This is a genomic window from Klebsiella sp. KE9456 (genome assembly GCF_043832615.1).
Classification (GTDB): Bacteria; Pseudomonadota; Gammaproteobacteria; order Enterobacterales; family Enterobacteriaceae; genus Klebsiella; species Klebsiella indica.
Genome location: NZ_JBDYQK010000002.1, coordinates 259,423 through 277,977, shown reverse-complemented (window position 1 = coordinate 277,977; position 18,555 = coordinate 259,423). Strand labels below are relative to the sequence as shown.

At 56.5% G+C, this 18,555-nt stretch carries 14 protein-coding genes; 8 read left to right on the top strand and 6 right to left on the bottom strand.

Annotated elements, in window-relative coordinates:
* Nucleotides 1-31: 31 nt before the first annotated feature.
* The 6 genes from fhuB to hrpB all read right to left on the bottom strand — a co-directional run bounded on the left by fhuB (nucleotide 32) and on the right by hrpB (nucleotide 11,679).
* The gene (gene fhuB / locus ABK821_RS03465; protein ID WP_138362007.1) at nucleotides 32-2,014 is read right to left on the bottom strand and encodes a Fe(3+)-hydroxamate ABC transporter permease FhuB; all 1,983 of its coding nucleotides are present in this window, start codon (nucleotides 2,012-2,014) and stop codon (nucleotides 32-34) included.
* Complete coding sequence (gene fhuD, locus ABK821_RS03460; protein WP_343177921.1) at nucleotides 2,011-2,901, bottom strand: Fe(3+)-hydroxamate ABC transporter substrate-binding protein FhuD; 891 nt, start codon at nucleotides 2,899-2,901, stop codon at nucleotides 2,011-2,013. The genes fhuB and fhuD overlap by 4 nt, the downstream gene beginning before the upstream one ends.
* Complete coding sequence (fhuC, locus tag ABK821_RS03455) at nucleotides 2,901-3,698, bottom strand: Fe3+-hydroxamate ABC transporter ATP-binding protein FhuC (protein WP_138362005.1); 798 nt, start codon at nucleotides 3,696-3,698, stop codon at nucleotides 2,901-2,903. Before fhuC ends, fhuD begins: the two co-directional genes overlap by 1 nt.
* A 48-nt stretch (nucleotides 3,699-3,746) precedes the next feature.
* Complete coding sequence (fhuA, locus tag ABK821_RS03450; protein ID WP_142502993.1) at nucleotides 3,747-5,996, bottom strand: ferrichrome porin FhuA; 2,250 nt, start codon at nucleotides 5,994-5,996, stop codon at nucleotides 3,747-3,749.
* A 320-nt stretch (nucleotides 5,997-6,316) separates the two neighbouring features.
* Nucleotides 6,317-8,869, bottom strand: a complete 2,553-nt coding sequence (mrcB, locus tag ABK821_RS03445; RefSeq protein WP_308561799.1) for a bifunctional glycosyl transferase/transpeptidase — start codon at nucleotides 8,867-8,869, stop codon at nucleotides 6,317-6,319.
* Between the two features lie 380 nt (nucleotides 8,870-9,249).
* Nucleotides 9,250-11,679, bottom strand: coding sequence for an ATP-dependent helicase HrpB (hrpB, locus tag ABK821_RS03440; RefSeq protein ID WP_343177922.1), 2,430 nt, complete (start codon nucleotides 11,677-11,679; stop codon nucleotides 9,250-9,252).
* 72 nt (nucleotides 11,680-11,751) lie between these two features.
* On the opposite strand from hrpB, the gene thpR reads away from it, so the two are divergent.
* From thpR to panC, 8 genes are all read left to right on the top strand, one after another.
* A complete protein-coding gene (thpR, locus tag ABK821_RS03435) occupies nucleotides 11,752-12,288 on the top strand; it encodes an RNA 2',3'-cyclic phosphodiesterase (protein WP_138362001.1) in 537 nt (178 codons plus the stop codon).
* A complete protein-coding gene (gene sfsA / locus ABK821_RS03430; protein WP_142502996.1) occupies nucleotides 12,288-13,004 on the top strand; it encodes a DNA/RNA nuclease SfsA in 717 nt (238 codons plus the stop codon). Before thpR ends, sfsA begins: the two co-directional genes overlap by 1 nt.
* 163 nt (nucleotides 13,005-13,167) lie before the next feature.
* Complete coding sequence (dksA, locus tag ABK821_RS03425) at nucleotides 13,168-13,623, top strand: RNA polymerase-binding protein DksA (RefSeq protein ID WP_004098689.1); 456 nt, start codon at nucleotides 13,168-13,170, stop codon at nucleotides 13,621-13,623.
* 60 nt (nucleotides 13,624-13,683) lie between these two features.
* On the top strand, nucleotides 13,684-14,565 hold the full coding sequence (gluQRS, locus tag ABK821_RS03420) for a tRNA glutamyl-Q(34) synthetase GluQRS (RefSeq protein WP_138361999.1): 882 nt from the start codon (nucleotides 13,684-13,686) through the stop codon (nucleotides 14,563-14,565).
* A 178-nt stretch (nucleotides 14,566-14,743) separates the two neighbouring features.
* A complete protein-coding gene (gene pcnB, locus ABK821_RS03415) occupies nucleotides 14,744-16,141 on the top strand; it encodes a polynucleotide adenylyltransferase PcnB (RefSeq protein ID WP_138361998.1) in 1,398 nt (465 codons plus the stop codon).
* Nucleotides 16,138-16,617, top strand: coding sequence for a 2-amino-4-hydroxy-6-hydroxymethyldihydropteridine diphosphokinase (folK, locus tag ABK821_RS03410; protein ID WP_138361997.1), 480 nt, complete (start codon nucleotides 16,138-16,140; stop codon nucleotides 16,615-16,617). Before pcnB ends, folK begins: the two co-directional genes overlap by 4 nt.
* Nucleotides 16,618-16,736: 119 nt before the next feature.
* A complete protein-coding gene (panB, locus tag ABK821_RS03405) occupies nucleotides 16,737-17,528 on the top strand; it encodes a 3-methyl-2-oxobutanoate hydroxymethyltransferase (RefSeq protein WP_138361996.1) in 792 nt (263 codons plus the stop codon).
* Nucleotides 17,529-17,640: 112 nt separating this feature from the next.
* Complete coding sequence (gene panC / locus ABK821_RS03400; protein ID WP_142502997.1) at nucleotides 17,641-18,495, top strand: pantoate--beta-alanine ligase; 855 nt, start codon at nucleotides 17,641-17,643, stop codon at nucleotides 18,493-18,495.
* The last annotated feature ends 60 nt before the right edge of the window (nucleotides 18,496-18,555 follow it).

Below are 18,555 nucleotides of genomic sequence, written 5' to 3'. Positions count from 1 at the left end.
ATCGGGGTTTTACGGTGCAGAGAGATACAAACTACCGACGCTGATTTCTTAGCAGATAAATAAAGTACGGCGCGCCAATAAAGGTCGACAACAGCCCAGCCGGGATCTGATACGGAAACATCATCATCCGCCCGCACCAGTCAGCAAACACTAACAACATTCCGCCAATCAGCCCCGACATCACCATATGCGGCATCGTACGCCGGAACCCCATCATGCGGGCAATATGCGGCGCCATCAGTCCCACGAAACTTAGCGGGCCGATTGTCAGGGTTGCCGCCGCCGTCAGGCATGCCGCTAACAGCAATAATCCAATACGCGACCACGTCAGCGCCATCCCGACGGCCCTCGCCGTCTCAGCACCTAATGGCAGAATCGTCAGCCAGCGACGACAAAATGGAGACACCCCCAGCAGGATCAGCATCACGATACCGCTACGCACCACTAATTCTGGCGTTGCGCTGTAGGTTGAACCGGAAATCCACGTCAGGATCTGCGCCATTCTCGGGTCTCCGCTGGCCTGCAGCATCATCAGCAGCATGGTAAACGCGGTACTCAACGCCATACCGGCCAGCAGCATACGATGCGGCGAAAACCCGCCGCGCCCGGCAGCGATCAGAATAACCAGCAGCGTTGCCGCCGCCCCAAGGCTACCGGCAGGCAGCAACCAACCAAACGCATTACCCGGCACAAAGAACAGCATCACAACCACGCCGAACGCTGCGCCGGAACTGATGCCGAGTACCTCCGGGCTGGCCATCGGGTTACCGGTCAAACGCTGAATAATACAGCCTGCAACCGCCAGCATCATCCCGGCAAACAGCGCCGCCAGGATGCGCGGCCAGCGCCAGGGCAACAGTTGATCCAGTAAGGTACCGCTGGCCCAGTGCCAGCCTTGCGCATCACGGCCAAAGGCCAACGCAACGATGATTGTCAGCAGCAGGATCAGTAGCCCACCGAGCGCAAACCCCAGCACATTTTGTCGTTCAGCCCGGATGTTATCGCCGCCGTTCATCACCGGGGCACTCATACTACGCAGACGTGGCAACAGCCACAGCAGTAGCGGCGCCCCAATCAACGCGGTCACCGAACCGGTGGAAACTTCCATCCATACTCGGGTCAGCCACAGGATAAGCTGATCGGAGAGCCACAGTAACAATGCGCCCATCACGGTTGCCAGCAGCAGGCGCGATAGCAACCGGCGGGCGCCGAGCATCTTCGCCAGCAGCGGCGCAAACAGACCGATAAAGCCGATGATCCCCACCGCATTAACCAGCAGCGCACTGAGCACTATCGCCAGGGTCAATGCCCCCAGACGCGCCAGAGACAGCGCCAGCCCGAGGTTACGCGCCACGCCATCGTCCAGCCCCATCAGGGTCAGGGGACGCAGGAGCAGTAACGTGAGGATCCCACCGCCCAACAGTTGCGGCCACAGGCGCTGTACCACGCTCCAGTCGGTCTGCGTCAACGTTCCGGTGCTCCACAGGAACATACTTTGCAGCTGGTCATGGTGGAAAATCACCATCAGTTGGTTAATCGCCCCGCAATACAGGCTCACCACCAGCCCCGCCAGGATCAGGGTGACCGGTGACAGGCGTTTTCCCCAGGCGACGCCAAACACCAGCGCCCCCACCACGCACGCGCCTGCCAGCGCCGCAAATTGCGTGGCCAGCGCGCCGGGAATCGCCCACAGCGTCGTTACCGTAATCCCTAGCTGCGCCCCTGTCGCCACGCCAAGGGTCGTTGGCTCCGCCAGCGGGTTACGCAGTACTTGCTGGAATAGCACCCCGACCAACCCAAGCCCGGCGCCAACCAGCAGCGATATCGCCAGCCGCGGCAGCAGGCTGTAGTGGAACAGCATTTGCGCGATATTGTCGATATCCGGCCGCCAGAGCGCCTGTCGCCAGGCGGTTCGCGGCAAAACCGTATTGAGGTTGGAAAGCGTTAACCCGAAAGCGGCGATAAATAGAATGGCGAGTAACACCATCGACAGAGGAGAAATTCGCGCTCTCACGCCGGACCTCCCTGCGCATCGGCCAGAATGCGGGCAAAATGCATCGCCGACAGCGTCGCGCCATAGAACCACACCGCCGGAACGCGCTGAAAACGCCCTGCGCGGACAAAGGGCATCGCTCGCCACAGCGGTGTCGCCATTAATTGCGCCATTTCCCGTTCATTACCATGATCGAAGCAGATAACGTCGATGTCTCTGTAGGCCGCCAGTCGGTCGATGCCGACGGTGACGCTGCCCCAAAAGGTCGTTTCGCCCTGCCAGGCGTTGTTGATACCAAAACGATTGAGCACATCCTGAAACAGACAGTTTTGCGCAAAGATCAGCGCATGACGGGCATCCAGCAAGGTCATCATCAGCAATGGACGATCGCCACGTTTTGCAAAGCGCGGACGAAGGTTCGCCATGAGCGCGTCAAATTCCGCCAGATGGCGCTTCGCTTCCCGCTGTCTGCCGAGCAGCTCAGCCATTTCATTAAGCGATTGCCGGGCCACCTGCAGCGGTTTTTTGCCGTCGCTGAAGGTAAATCCTCTCCCCGGCGCAATACGCGCCAGCTTTTCCACCGAAGGACCATATCCTGCCGACCAGACGAGGAACGAGGGTTTCATCTGCGTCAGCAGTTCCAGATTCGGCTCGGTGCGCAAGCCAACATCAATCACCGATGACGGAAGCGCTGGTTCGTTTACCCATAGCGTATAGTTCGGAATATCGGCGACGCCGTAAGGGGTCACCCCCAGCGCCAGCAGCAACTCCACCGGCAGCCACTCCAGAGCGACAATTCGCCGCAGATCAACCTCTGCCGCCCGTGCGTCGCGCATCTGCCACAGCAGCGGTGACAACGCCATTGCGGCCAGCAAACGTCGCCGCGTGATTACATTCAGATTTTCCATCAATAGACAAAACTTACCGGTGCAGCACCCGCCGGATGCGGCAGAATTCCCATCGGAATACCATAAATGTGTTCCAGGGTTTCGCCACGCATCAGTTCCGTCGGCGTTCCCTGGGCAATCATTTCACCGCCGCGCAGGGCCACCAGATAGTCGCAGTAACGGGCAGCCATATTAATGTCATGCAGCACGGCAATTACCGTCAGCCCTCGCTGCTGGCTGAGGCGATGAACCAGCGCCAGGACATCCACCTGGTGGGCAATATCCAGCGCCGAGGTGGGTTCATCAAGCAACAGGCAGCGGCTATCCTGAGCCACCAGCATGGCAATCCACGCGCGCTGACGTTCACCGCCGGAGAGGCTGTCCACCAGCCGATGAGCCAGGGATTTCAGGCCGACCAGCGCGATGGCCTCTTCCACTTTCTCCCGATCCGCCACGCCAAATCGCCCCAGCGCCCCGTGCCACGGATAGCGGCCAATCGCCACCAGTTCGCGCACCGTCATGCCTTCCGCCGACGGCAACTGCTGCGGCAGGTAGGCGACTTTGCGGGCAAACGCTTTGCTGCCCCAGTTGTCGAGCGGCTGCCCGCCGAGCAGGATATCCCCATCAGAAGGGGGCTGGTGGCGACCAAGCATTTTTAGCAGCGTCGATTTACCGGAGCCGTTATGGCCAATCAGGCCCGTCACTTTCCCCGCAGGGAAAGTTAATGAGAGAGGATGTAAAAGCGTGCGGCCAGGGACGCGAAAAGCGACATGACGGAGGGCGAAAGTCGTATCGTGATGAGAGATGTTTTCCTGCATAGCGGCCAACTTGTCAAGCGGGCACGGTAAACCGTGCCCAAAGGGAAATTAGAAACGGAAGGTTGCGGTTGCCACGACCTGACGGTCGGCGCCCCAGAAGCAACCATAGGTATTAAAGCAGCTTGCGACATACTCGCGATCAAACAAGTTATTCACATGCAATGCCACGTTGGAACCCGTCATACCGACACGTGCCAGATCGTAACGAACCAACGCATCGACGACCGTGTAGCTTCCAACCTTGAAGGAGTTCGCCGGATCGCCATAGCTGGAGCCAGTGAAACGTCCACCGGCCCCCAGCGTCAGACCGGACAATGAACCATCAAAGAAGGTGTAATCACCCCATAGTGACGCCATATGTTTTGGCACCTGAGCAGGCGTATTCCCTTTGTAGCTGGTATCTGTAGTGTATTCAGCATCAGTGTAAGTATAAGATCCCACGACATTGATACTTGCCGACAGCGCCGCTTTCGCTTCAACTTCCACACCACGAGAACGAATTTCACCACCAGCAACGGAGAATATCGTGCCGTTTGGATCCGCCATCAAATTATTCGTTTTGGTCAACTGGTACACAGCACCAGTAATGACAATCGGACGGTCGTTCGGTACATACTTCACGCCGGCTTCGTATTGCTTACCTTTAGACGGCGAGAAAATATTACCGGTTGCCCCCGTTTGTGAAGCTGGCTCAAATGACTCACTATAGCTGAAATAAGGTGTTACCCCATTGTCGAACAAATAGTTAACACCGCCACGCCAGGTAAATTCTTTATCGTTACGGGAATTCTGAACGCCAGAATCACGGTTTAAAGAGTCCTGCTTCGCCCAGTCGTAACGCCCACCGAGGGTCACCAGTACTTTATCCCACTGCATTTGATCCTGTACATACAGACCAGTCTGCTGCTGTTTATTCAGTACCTGATATGCGCCAGACGGCCCCGGATGTGAACTGAAATCAAAGTCGCCGCGATCAAGATTATAAATATCAGACGGCGTGACAGAACCTGCGTAACCAAACCAGGAATTGATATCATTACGCATACGCATATAGTCAATGCCAGTCAGCAGCGTGTGCTCTAAAGCTCCGGTCACAAACTTGCTTTGCAGTTGCGTATCGACAGAAAAGTTCTGTAACTTCTCGCTATCAATCACGTATTGACGAGTCAGCGTGTGATCCCATTGTGATTGTGGAATACTGGCACAAGGGCTGTTATTCGGATCCTTTGTATAGAGAGGATCCGAACACATGCCATAGCCATAAACGCTGTTCTGCGAGACCTTGTTTTGCGCATAGCGCAGGTTCTGACGCACGGTAAAGGTATCGTTGAACTCATGGTCAAAGCTGTAACCCACCATTTTCTCGTTACGAGAGTAAGTATTATTGTCAGCACCTTCATTGAAATCAGTGGGAAGACGCTTACCGTTCGGCAATGTCGTTACCGTTCCCTCTTTTGGCAGCCAGCCGTAATAACCCGTCTCCGGCTCGTTCTGGAAGTAAGAGAGGAACGTAAAGTTGGTTTTATCATCCGGACGCCAACTGAAAGATGGTGCGACTGCATAGCGTTGTTCTTTCGAACCTTGTTGCTGGGCATTCGCAGAACGGGCAAGACCAGTTAAGCGATAAGAATAAACACCGTCATCATCCAGCGCATCACTAAAATCGAAGCTGGTCTGGAACAAGCTGTCGGTACCCATCTTAAATTGAACTTCTTTCAGCGGTTCCGTTGTCGGACGCTTGCTGACCATATTCAACAAACCACCTGGGTTACTTTTTCCGTAGAGAACGGAAACCGGGCCCCGCATGACTTCAGCGCGCTCCAGCATGTACGGATCAATCACTGCGTCATTGTAGAAATTGCCCTGCATCTTCAGGCCATTCAGATAGTTATTCTGGCTTTGGCCGTCAGCGGCGAAACCGCGGATAATCAGGTAATCATATGTGTTAGACGCGCCACGCGTTCCCACAGCGACACCTGGCGTGTAGCTTAGCGCTTCTTTCACCGATTTAGGCTGATGCAGCGCCATCTCCTCCGCGGTCACCACAGAAATAGACTGCGGCACTTTTTGAATGGGGGTATCCGTTTTGGTCGCCGTAGCGGATTGTCTGGCCGCGATAGTCGCCGCCGGCCCCCAGGCGCTCTCTTGTGGGGCTGGTGCCGCGGTAACGGTGATGGTGTCTTCTTTCGGTTCAGTTGCTGCCTGCGCATAAACAGACATGCCGCTAACCGCTGTGGCTACTACCACTGCGAGTTTACGCAGCGAGTGATTTTGCTGAGCAGTTTTTGGACGCGCCATGAGGATATCTCTAATAGAATTGAATGATAAAGAAAACGAGAATTATTATTATGCCGAATGGAATAATAGGCGAAAAATGGAATATATGGCAAGGAATATGCCCCCGAAAAGGAGGCGATGCTGAATAAATAACCAGACAGTTATTATGGAGTTACATTTCCGTTAGGCAGTTTGTAGTCATCATACTTCGGGCTGCAGATACCCAACTCATTACGGCAATATGGCAATATAAAGAAAAAACCCCGGCAGCATCGATAACGATGCCACTGGGGTTTCTGAACGTCGCCAACAAAAAGCGGCTTTAAGGCTTAAGCGAGTAATTATTTACTGCCAAACATCTCTCTAATCCAGCCCGCGACGCCGTCGCTTTTCTCCTGCTCAGGCTGCTGATTTTGCTGCTGTTGCGGCGGCTGCCCGGAAGACTGATTGAACGGGTTATTCTCCTGCTGCTGCTGGAGCTGCTGCTGTTGCATCTGCTCTCCCTGGCGACAGAGCTCATCCGGCGACGTTGTCCATACCGGCAGCGAGCGCATCCCACCGCTGCAAACGAAGTTACCGTTACTGTCGATCCCCATATCCACCACATCTTCCGGCGCCGTCAGATCCAACGGCGTTGGGGTTTCGTTAGCCAGATAGCGCTGATAAATCGACATCGCGCCGCTCGCACCATAGAGCTTCGTCGGCTGGTTATTATCGCGCCCCACCCAGGTAATGGTCACCTGGCTACCGTCAATACCGGCAAACCAGGTATCGACGTTATTGTTGGTGGTCCCGGTTTTACCCGCCAGATGGAGTCCGGGATATTTCGCGCCCAGTTGACGACCGGTACCGCGCTGCACCACCTGCTGCATAGTCCATAAGGTCATGTAGGCGGCCTGGGCCGGAACCACGCGCTCCGCCTGCGGATAGCTCTGATACAGCACGGTACCATCTTCGGCGATAACCGAACGCAGCGCCGACAGCGGCGCGCGGTTACCGCCGCTGGCGATGGTCTGAAACGCCTGAGCCACTTCTATCGGCGTCAGGTTCAGTGCCCCCAGCAGCATAGACGGAACCGCATTAAGCTGATCTTTCGATACCCCCAGTTTTGTCCAGGTATCAATCACCGCCGGTAAACCCAGCGTCATGCCGAGGTTCACCGTCGGCACGTTCATTGAACGCGTCAGCGCATCCACCAGCATCACTTTGCCGCCATCGCTATAACGATGATCATCGTTTTGCGGCGACCACGTCTGGCCGTTAGACAAATGAATGGAGATTGGCGCATCGGCAATCCAGGTGTTGAGACGATACAAATTCGGCTGACTCAGGGCGGTTAAATAGGTCGCCGGTTTCGCCAGAGAACCAATCGAACGGCGTGCCTGCATCGCCCGGTTGTAACCGGCAAACTGCGGTTCCGCGCCGCCGACCATCGCCCGCACTTCGCCGGTAAAGCGATCGACTACCACGATCGCGGTTTCCAGATCCGGCAGCTTACGCTGTTTTTTCAGTGCCGGAATACCGTCTATCGCCGCTTTTTCCGCCGCATCCTGCGCGACGGGATCGAAGGTGGTAAAGATCTTCACGCCGGAAAGATCTTTCACTTTATCGCCCAGCTTCGCCTGTAGCTCCTGACGTACCAGTTGCATAAACGCGGGCTGCGGCGAGATCACCCCGCCACGCGGCTGCACCCCCAGCGGACGCGCACTCAGCATGTCATACAGTTCCTGATCGATAATCTTCTGCTGTTGCAACAGACGCAGCACAAGATTACGTCGCTCCAGCGCCAGCTTCGGATTACGCCACGGGTTATAGATCGACGCGCCTTTCACCATCCCCACCAGCAGCGCCTGCTGATCAAGGCTCAGCTCTTCCACCGGGCGGCCAAAGTAATACAGGCTTGCCAGCGGGAAGCCGCGAATTTCGTTGTCGCCGCTCTGACCGAGATAAACTTCGTTCATATACAGCTCAAGGATGCGATCCTTGCTATAGCGCGCATCGACAATCAGCGCCATATAGGCTTCATTAAGCTTACGCCAGTATGAACGTTCGCTGGAGAGGAACAGGTTCTTCACCAGTTGCTGGGTCAGGGTACTCGCGCCCTGCACCGTACGGCCGGCGGTCAGGTTGGCCAGCACCGCACGACCAATGGAGTAAAGGCTAATCCCGTCGTGTTCGTAGAAATGGCGGTCTTCCGTCGCCAGCAGCGTATCGACCAGCAGATCCGGGAAGCCATTGCGCTTCACGAACAGGCGTTGTTCGCCATTCGGCGATTGCAGCATGGTAATCAGACGCGGATCGAGGCGGAAGAAACCGAACTGGCGGTTGTTATCCATATTCACAATGGTTTCCAGATGACCGCCAGAAAAGGTCAGACGCGCGCGCACCTGCCCTTCTTTACTGTCCGGGAAATCGAACGGACGACGGATCATCTCGATGCTGTTGGCCTGAACGGTGTATTCGCCCGGGCGCGTCATAGCGCTCACCTGGCGATACTGCGTGGCGTTGAGCAGACGCACCATTTCGTTTTTGCTGATCTGCATATCCGGTTCAAGGTTAACCATCCGACCGTATACCGCGGCAGGCAGGTCCCAGACTTTACCGTCAATTCGGCTACGGATTTTCTGATCGAGATAAACGCCGTAGGCGGCAATCACTACCGCACAGACGATGCCAATCTTAATCAGCAGCCACAACCAGGTGCGTTTACGACGAGGGGGTTTACCGCCTTTGCCTCTTCCTTTCCTCGGCATCGGTTTTTCATCCTCATAGTCATCATCATCGTAATCATCGTCGTAGTTCTCTTCCCGAACCCGACGGCGAGTTACCTTTTGTTTTGTCGGACGCGAGGGTCTCCCCTTACGTCCGATCGGCTCGCGGTCATCTCCCGCCATGCTGTTTCTCCGCAACTTACAGGCGTAAAGGCCTGATTCTCAATATTTCCCCGAATCAGGGAAAGAAGAAATCTCTCAAATTGACGCCAAAATCTCCTGGCCTTCAGGCTGCCATTCATGGATGACGCCATGGATGATCATTTTGCTTGTATCATTTTTAATTTAAATTAAACATATAAATCAAATAATTAGAAGCATCATCAGCAAAACAGTTCATGACATCGCCCTGCCTGCCCGAAAGAGACAGGATAGCACTAAACCGCGACATTCTTAACCAGCATTTTACATGTTCACCAGCGCCAAAAATGGAAATAATTATGTTTTTTAATGACATAAAAATACATTCTATTCCCACCGGAACCGGGACAGTCACCAACACGCTATGAATACTTTTTGCTGCGCCGGGTTGGGGCGGTATTGACCGGATCGTCCGGCCAGACATGCTTCGGGTAGCGCCCTTTCATCTCTTTTTGTACTTCGCGGTAGCTCCCCTGCCAGAACGCGGCCAAATCGCGGGTGATTTGCAGCGGACGCTGCGCGGGTGAAAGCAGCTCCAGCACCAGCGGCACGCGCCCCCGAGCGATAACCGGCGTAGTGGCTTCGCCAAACATCTCCTGCATCCGTACCGCCAGCGCCGGTGGGTTTTCAGCGTGGTAACGAATCGCGATGCGGCTACCGCCAGGCACCGTGTAGTGCGTGGGCAGTTCGCTATCCAGCTTCTGGCGCAGCGGCCACGGCAGCCAGTTTTGCAGCGCCTGACGCACATCCAGCGCCTTCAGCGCGCGCAAAGAGTGGACTCCGCTCATCTGCGGCAGCAGCCAGGCCTCAAGGGATGCCAGCAGCGAAGCATCATCCACTGCCGGCCATGCCTCTTCCGGCAACCACTGCGCGGCGCAATGCAGTCGCAGACGCAGTTGCTCCGCCTCCGGCGTCCAGTTGAGCACGCTTAATCCTTTATCACGGATACCGTTGAGCATCGCCTGATGCAGCTCTTCTTCAGAAGGCTTCGCCAGCGGCTGAGTCTTGATCACCAGTTGACCAATGCAGGTGCGTCGCCAGGCCTTCAGGGTACCCAGCGCGTCATCCCACTCCACAATATCGGCGCACCGGGCCAGCAACGGGCACCGGGCGATCAGCGCGTGAATATCCACCGGCAGCGCCAGTAAGATCCGCGCATCCGGCGATGAACTGCCCTGCAACAACAGCGGTGCAATCAGCCATTCGTGGCGATTCAGCGCATCATCGACGTCAAGCATCGCCCCCATCCCGTTCGCCAGTTGATAGCGCCCCTCCTGACCACGACGCTGAGCGATACGATCGGCAAACGCGGCAACCAGAAGCTCGGCCATACGATCCGCATCAGGCTGGCCGCTGCGAACCGCCAGCCGTTTCATTAGTTGCTGCGCCCGCTGCTGCCAGTTGCTCTGCTGACGGGAAAACACGGTACTGAGATCGCCACTACCGCCGCGCGGCGGCTCTTCGAGGATCGCCGCCAGCTTTGCTGCCGTCGCCACGCCATCAGCATCATCTGCGGCTGTCAGCACCGCCGCCAGCCGTGGATCGTTACCCAGAGCGGCCATTTTGCGCCCATGCGCCGACAACCGTTCGCCATCCAGCGCAGAGAGCGCCGTCAGAAAACGACGGGCCGCCGCCAGGTTAACCGCGGGCGGCAGATCCAGCCAGCGAAGCTGGGACGGTTCCGGACATCCCCACAGTAAAAGCTCCAGCAACAGCGCCGACAGATCGCTGTGCAGAATTTCCGGATCGCTCTGCGCCGCCGCGCGCTCGGCCTGCTCTTTACTCATCAGATGCAGACAGATCCCCGGCGCCAGCCGCCCGGCGCGTCCGGCGCGCTGGGTCATTGAGGCCTGACTAATACGCTGCGTCACCAGACGGGTTAATCCCGTCCGGGCATCAAAGCGGGCGACCCGTTCCTGTGCGCTATCGACCACCAGGCGAATACCTTCAATGGTCAGACTGGTTTCAGCAATATTGGTCGCCAGCACCACCTTACGCATCCCGGCAGGAGCGGGAAGTATCGCCTTACGCTGCGCGCTCAGCGGCAGCGCACCATACAGCGGACAGAGGACAACATCGTTCGCCACCCGTTCAGCCAGTTGCTCCTGCACCCGCTGAATTTCCCCGATGCCGGGCAGAAACAGCAGCATCGATCCGCTTTCACCGCGCAGCAACTCGCTGGCGGCAATAGCCACCGCCTCATCAAATCGCTGGTGGGTCGGCAGCGGCGCAAAACGCCGCTCAACCGGAAATGCACGCCCTTCAGAAACAATTACCGGCGCATCCGGCAGCAACCGCTGCAGACGGTCGTTATCCAGGGTTGCCGACATGATCAGCAACCTGAGATCGTCGCGAAACCCCTGCTGAACATCCAGCAGCAGCGCCAGCGCCAGATCCGCCTGCAGGCTCCGCTCGTGGAATTCATCAAGGATCACTAGCCCGACATCGGTCAGTTCAGGATCGCGCTGGATCATGCGCGTCAGAATGCCTTCCGTCACCACTTCAAGACGTGTATCCGGTCCGACACAGGTCTCAGCGCGCATACGATAGCCCACGCTCTCGCCGGGTTTCTCCCCTAGCTGTTCCGCCAGCCTTTGCGCCACATTCCGCGCCGCCAGCCGTCGCGGCTCCAGCAGGATAATACGACCGTTAATTTCACCTTCCGCGAGAATACGCAGCGGCAGCCAGGTGGATTTCCCGGCACCTGTCGGCGCATTGAGCAGAACCTGCGGCGCATGCCGCAGGGCAGAGAGAAGTTCAGGGAGAACGGCGGCAACCGGCAATGAAGACACGAAAAACTCCGGAGGTTAACATTTGAAGGCTGGCATTGTAGCATTCTGATAATTCATTACCGAGTCTCTATCATGTCCGAGCCGAAAAGGCTGTTTTTCGCCCTTGAACTTCCTGACGAGGTTCAGCAGCAGATCGTTCACTGGCGCGCCGCCTGCTTTCTCGCCGATGCTGGTCGGCCAGTCGCAGCGGATAACCTCCATCTGACGCTGGCGTTTCTCGGCGAAGTCAGCGCGGAAAAACAGCGGGCGCTGGCGGCGATGGCCGGTCGTATTCGCCAGCCGGGCTTTACCCTGACCCTTGACGATGCCGGGCAGTGGCTGCGCTCACGGGTGGTGTGGCTGGGCATTCGTCAGCCGCCGCGCGGGGTGCTGCAACTGGCGAATATGCTGCGCGCCCAGGCGGCCCGTAGCGGCTGCTACCAGAGCCCGCAACCGTTCCATCCTCATATCACCCTGCTGCGCGACGTGCGCCACGCGGTGCCTATTCCGCCGCCCGGCTTCAACTGGTCGTTTGCGGTCAATGAATTTGTGCTCTACGAGTCCGGTTTTAGCCGCGGACGTACCCGCTACAACGTGCTGGAACGTTACCCTTTCGACAAGGAAAGCTGATGCAATTTACTCCTCCGCTACAGTCCGCCACCTTAATTAAACGTTACAAGCGGTTTCTCGCCGACGTAGTAACCCCCGATGACCGCGAGCTGACCCTGCACTGTCCCAACACCGGCGCGATGACCGGTTGCGCCGAACCCGGCGATACTGTCTGGTATTCCACCTCGGAGAATCCTAAGCGCAAATATGCGCATACGTGGGAATTAACGGAAACCGCACAAGGCGCGGTAATTTGTGTGAATACTCTACGCGCCAACGCCCTGGCGAAAGAGGCGATTCTGGCGGGAAATATTCCGCAGCTTTTGGGTTATCAAACGCTTAAAAGCGAAGTGAAATACGGTGATGAAGGCAGCCGCATTGATATTTTGTTACAGGCAGATTGCCAACAAGACTGCTATATTGAAGTGAAATCGGTTACGTTGGCGGAGAAAGAATACGGTTATTTTCCCGATGCGGTCACCGTGCGCGGTCAGAAGCACCTGCGGGAGCTGATGAGCGTCGCGGCGACGGGTAAACGGGCGGTGATTCTTTTCGCCGTGCTGCATTCGGCAATCGACCGTTTCTCACCCGCGCATCATATTGATGCCAGATACGCACAGTTATTGATTGAAGCGCAAAGCAAGGGGGTAGAAATTCTCGCATACAAGGCGGAACTTTCTACTGAAATGATGACTCTGAATAATCCGATTACCGTGGCGTTAACCCCCGGTAAGTAAACGGCTAAATAGTATTCTGATCGTGAGCGCGAATACGCTTTTCTTCACAGGGTTGTCAAGTGTAACGTTTAGATAATTGCTATCCGGAAAAGCATCTGCTATTTATAGCGGCCTGATTTTCCCCCAACACGGGGATCGATAGTGCGTGTTAAGGAGAAGCAACATGCAAGAAGGGCAAAACCGTAAAACATCGTCCCTGAGTATTCTCTCCATCGCTGGGGTGGAGCCGTACCAAGTGAAGCCGGGCGAAGAGTATATGAACGAAGCCCAGCTGGCGCACTTCAAGCGCATTCTTGAAGCATGGCGTAATCAACTTAGGGATGAAGTGGATCGCACCGTAACGCATATGCAGGATGAAGCCGCTAATTTTCCGGATCCGGTAGACCGTGCCGCTCAGGAAGAGGAGTTCAGCCTGGAGCTGCGTAACCGCGATCGCGAACGTAAACTGATCAAAAAGATCGAGAAAACACTGAAAAAAGTGGAAGACGAAGATTTCGGCTTCTGTGAATCCTGTGGCGTCGAGATTGGTATCCGTCGTCTGGAAGCGCGCCCGACCGCTGACCTGTGCATTGATTGCAAAACGCTGGCGGAAATTCGCGAAAAACAGATGGCAGGCTAATCACTTCGCTGGCATCTTTCCGGCGGGAGTTTTCTCCCGCCCTGATGTTTTTGTCACCTCATGAAAGATTCACACTATATCGGGCGCTTTGCTCCCTCACCTTCCGGCGAACTTCACTTCGGCTCATTGATTGCCGCGCTTGGCAGCTATCTACAGGCACGGGCGCAGAACGGTATCTGGCGCGTACGCATAGAAGATATCGATCCGCCGCGTGAAATCCCCGGTGCCGCAGAGACGATTCTCCGTCAGTTAGAACATTACGGCCTGCACTGGGACGGCGAAGTGCTCTGGCAGTCGCAGCGCCATGACGCTTATCGCGAACGCCTGGCTTGGCTGCATGAGCAGGGACTTTGCTATTACTGCACCTGTCCCCGTGCGCGCATTCACGCAATTGGCGGCCTGTATGATGGCCATTGCCGGAGTTTAAGGCTCGGCGCAGAAAACGCCGCTTTGCGGTTGCGGCAAACCCGCCCGGTGCTGGCATTTTACGATCGGCTGCGCGGCACCATTATCGCCGACGAACCGCTGGCGCGTGAAGATTTCATTATCCATCGCCGCGACGGCCTGTTCGCCTATAATCTTGCGGTGGTCGTGGACGATCACTTTCAGGGCGTCAGCGAAATTGTCCGCGGCGCCGATCTGATCGAGCCGACGGTGCGGCAGATTTCGCTCTATCAGCATTTTGGCTGGCAGGCGCCGGACTATATCCATTTGCCGCTGGCCCTTAATGCGCAGGGCAATAAACTGTCGAAGCAAAACCATGCGCCTGCGCTTTCGCAAGGCGATCCGCGCCCGGAAATTGTGCGGGCGTTAACGTTTCTTAACCAGGATGTTATTCAGGAATGGCAGGCGTTGAGTATTGAAGATTTACTCAAGCACGCGGTAGCAAACTGGCGGCTGGAACAAATCCAGCATTCTCAAACGCTTTCTCCTGAGCTATGATTAGCCGCTATTTTTACTCGTCGACTTTCAGGTTGCTCCGGCGTTGGCTGCGCTTGTTTCCCCCGGTCCGTTGCTTTTCTGTGCGTCCGGGCGTCGCAAGTTTACCATCTTGCTGCAATCCGCAATGCATAGAGTAATATTTTTGTCCTGAAGTCCGTCTGACACTACGAGGTGTACCATTTTTACCCGAGTCGCTAATTTTTGCCGTAAGGTGCTAAGCCGTGAAGAACGCGAGACTGAAGCCGCCGTTGAACAGCAACATATGACGGTTATCCCGCGAGATCAGCATGCAATTTCCCGCAAAGATATCAGTGAAAACGCTCTCAAGGTCATGTACAGACTCAATAAAGCGGGCTACGAGTCGTGGCTGGTCGGCGGCGGGGTTCGCGACCTGCTGCTAGGCAAAAAGCCCAAAGATTTCGACGTTACCACCAATGCGACACCTGAGCAGGTACGTAAACTGTTCCGCAACTGCCGTCTGGTAGGCCGTCGCTTCCGCCTGGCGCACGTGATGTTCGGGCCGGAAATTATTGAAGTCGCCACCTTCCGCGGCCATCACGAAGGCCACACCACCGATCGCGTCACCTCTCAGCGCGGTCAGAACGGCATGCTGCTGCGCGACAATATCTTCGGTTCAATTGAAGAAGATGCCCAGCGCCGTGATTTCACTATCAACAGCCTTTATTACAGCGTGGCTGATTTTAGCGTGCGCGACTATGTCGGCGGCATGAAAGATCTGCAGGATGGCGTGATCCGCCTGATCGGCGATCCGGAAACCCGCTATCGCGAAGACCCGGTACGGATGCTGCGCGCAGTGCGTTTTGCGGCCAAGCTGAACATGAGTATCAGCGAAGAAACCGCCGAGCCGATTCCACGCCTGGCGACGCTGCTGCACGATGTGCCCCCGGCGCGTCTGTTTGAAGAGGTATTAAAGTTGCTGCAGGCCGGCGACGGATATCAAACCTACCTCCTGCTGCGCGAATACAATCTGTTCCAGCCCCTGTTCCCCAGCATTACCCGCTATTTCACCGAGCGCGGCGATAGTCCGATGGAGCGCATCATCAGCCAGGTGCTGAAAAATACCGATAACCGTATTCGCAACGATATGCGCGTTAACCCGGCGTTCCTGTTTGCGGTGATATTCTGGTATCCACTGCTGGAAACGGCGCAGAAAATCGCCCAGGAGAGCGGTCTGGCCTACTACGATGCCTTCGCGCTGGCGATGAACGATGTGCTGGATGAAGCCTGCCGCACGCTGGCGATCCCTAAACGCATCACCACGCTGGTGCGCGATATCTGGCAGCTTCAGCTACGGATGTCTCGCCGCCAGGGCAAACGCGCATGGAAACTGCTGGAGCATCCAAAATTCCGCGCCGCCTACGATCTGCTGGAGCTGCGCGCGGGTGCGGAAAACAACAGCGAACTGCAGCGTCTGACCAAATGGTGGGGCGAATTTCAGGTCGCCACACCGCCAGATCAGAAAGATATGCTTGACGATTTGGGGGACGATCCTGCTCCCCGCCGCCGTCACCGTCGTCCGCGCAAACGCGCGCCTCGCCGCGAAGGTAGCGCATGACCCGCGCCTGGATTGCCATCGGCAGCAACCTCGCCTCGCCGCTGGCGCAGGTCAACGCTGCCATTAGCGCGCTGGCGGAAATTCCTGACAGCCAGGTAGTCAGCGTATCCTCATTCTACCGTACGCCGCCGCTGGGGCCACAGGATCAGCCTGACTACCTGAACGCCGCCGTTGCGCTGGAAACCACGCTTACAGCTGAAGCGCTGCTCAACCATACCCAGCGCATCGAACGCCAGCAGGGACGCACGCGTAAAGCCGAACGCTGGGGGCCGCGCACGCTGGATCTCGATATCATGCTGTTCGGCGAAGAGGTGATAAATACCTCGCGCCTGACCGTTCCGCACTACGATATGAAAAACCGTGGTTTTATGCTGTGGCCGCTATTTGAAATCGCCCCGGAACTGCGTTTCCCGGACGGGCTGGCGCTAAGTACCGTTCTGGCGAATCTCGCCGCGGATAAACCCGCGTTCTGGTAATATTTCTCCGTTTTTCAACAATGGCGGCAATCGTGGTAATCGGTTGCCTAAAACCATTGCCCCCCCGAGTACTGCTGTTAGAATGCCGATTAATATGACTTTCATCATCAGGAAACGTTATGAAACCGACGACTATCGCCCTGCTGCAGAAATGCAAACAGGAGAAGAAGCGCTTCGCTACCATCACCGCCTATGACTACAGCTTTGCGAAGCTGTTTGCAGACGAAGGGATTAACGTGCTGCTGGTCGGAGACTCGCTGGGCATGACGGTACAGGGCCACGATTCCACTCTGCCAGTGACAGTAGAAGATATCGCCTACCACACCCGTGCGGTGCGTCGCGGCGCGCCGAACTGCCTGCTGCTCGCGGATCTGCCGTTTATGGCTTACGCCACACCGGAACACGCTTTCGGGAACGCCGCTGTCGTGATGCGCGCCGGGGCCAATATGGTGAAAATCGAGGGCGGCGCATGGCTGGCTGATACCGTAAAAATGCTTACCGAGCGCGCAGTACCGGTGTGCGGACATCTCGGCCTGACGCCCCAGTCGGTGAATGTCTTCGGGGGTTACAAAATCCAGGGACGCGGCGATGCCGGGCAAGTTTTGCTTGATGATGCGCTGGCATTAGAGGCGGCTGGCGCGCAGTTGCTGGTGCTGGAGTGCGTGCCGGTCGAGCTGGCGAAACGCATCACTGAAACGCTAAGCATCCCGGTGATCGGCATCGGCGCAGGCAACGTTACCGACGGGCAAATCCTCGTGATGCATGACGCCTTCGGTATTACCGGCGGCCATATACCGAAATTCGCCAAAAATTTCCTTAGCACGGCGGGCGATATGCGCGCTGCGGTGCGGCAATATATTGCCGAAGTAGAGGCTGGCGTTTATCCGGGAGATGAACACAGTTTCCATTAAATTTCTCAGGCATCCCCGGGTGGCGGCGTCATCGTCTTACCCGGGTTATCAGACCATACGAACCTGTCGCCCGCCAGGCGGGGATAAGGTTTAGCGCTACAGGAGTGTTGTTGTGCTGATTATTGAAACCCTGCCGCTGCTGCGTCAGCATATCCGTCGTTTACGCCAGGAAGGTCAACGCATTGCGCTGGTTCCCACCATGGGCAACCTGCACGAGGGCCATATGAAGCTGGTGGAGACGGCGAAAGCCAGCGCGGACATTGTGGTAGTCAGTATTTTCGTCAACCCAATGCAGTTTGATCGCGCCGATGATTTAACGCGCTACCCGCGCACGCTGCAGGAGGATTGCGAAAAGCTGAATAAACGTAACGTCGATTTTGTCTTCGCGCCGGCCCCGGCGGAAATCTATCCCCTGGGGACCGAAAACCAGACTTACGTTGATGTTCCCGGCCTGTCGACCATGCTTGAAGGCGCCAGCCGTCCGGGTCACTTCCGCGGCGTTTCCACCATCGTCAGTAAGCTGTTCAACCTGGTACAGCCGGATGTCGCCTGCTTCGGCGAAAAAGATTTCCAGCAACTGGCGCTGATTCGCAAGATGGTGGCCGATATGGGCTATGACATCGAGATTATCGGCGTACCCATTATACGCGCCAAAGATGGCCTGGCGCTGAGCTCGCGTAACGGCTATCTCAGCGCCGATCAGCGCAAAATTGCGCCGGGGCTGCATCAGGTAATGAGCAACATGGCAGAAAAACTGGCAGCCGATGCGCGTAATCCTGATGAGCTAATTGCCATCGCGGCTCAGGAGTTGAACGAGAAAGGCTTTCGTGCCGATGATATTCAGATCCGCGACGCCGACACGCTGCTTGAGCTGACAGAAACCAGTAAACGGGCAGTGATCCTGATGGCCGCATGGCTCGGCCAGGCACGACTGATCGACAACCAGATCGTGACGCTCGCCCGGTAGACAGGGGTTAAAAATCGGGCAATACTTGCCTGGAATTTCCTCAAAGCGGGTGCCGCATCC

Excerpts from the sequence above, each read along its gene's own strand:
- fhuD (WP_343177921.1), bottom strand. The coding sequence starts at position 2,901 with ATGGAAAATCTGAATGTAATCACGCGGCGACGTTTGCTGGCCGCAATG.
- fhuC (WP_138362005.1), bottom strand. The coding sequence starts at position 3,698 with ATGCAGGAAAACATCTCTCATCACGATACGACTTTCGCCCTCCGTCAT.
- fhuA (WP_142502993.1), bottom strand. The coding sequence starts at position 5,996 with ATGGCGCGTCCAAAAACTGCTCAGCAAAATCACTCGCTGCGTAAACTC.
- mrcB (WP_308561799.1), bottom strand. The coding sequence starts at position 8,869 with ATGGCGGGAGATGACCGCGAGCCGATCGGACGTAAGGGGAGACCCTCG.
- thpR (WP_138362001.1), top strand. The coding sequence starts at position 11,752 with ATGTCCGAGCCGAAAAGGCTGTTTTTCGCCCTTGAACTTCCTGACGAG.
- sfsA (WP_142502996.1), top strand. The coding sequence starts at position 12,288 with ATGCAATTTACTCCTCCGCTACAGTCCGCCACCTTAATTAAACGTTAC.
- dksA (WP_004098689.1), top strand. The coding sequence starts at position 13,168 with ATGCAAGAAGGGCAAAACCGTAAAACATCGTCCCTGAGTATTCTCTCC.
- gluQRS (WP_138361999.1), top strand. The coding sequence starts at position 13,684 with ATGAAAGATTCACACTATATCGGGCGCTTTGCTCCCTCACCTTCCGGC.
- folK (WP_138361997.1), top strand. The coding sequence starts at position 16,138 with ATGACCCGCGCCTGGATTGCCATCGGCAGCAACCTCGCCTCGCCGCTG.
- panB (WP_138361996.1), top strand. The coding sequence starts at position 16,737 with ATGAAACCGACGACTATCGCCCTGCTGCAGAAATGCAAACAGGAGAAG.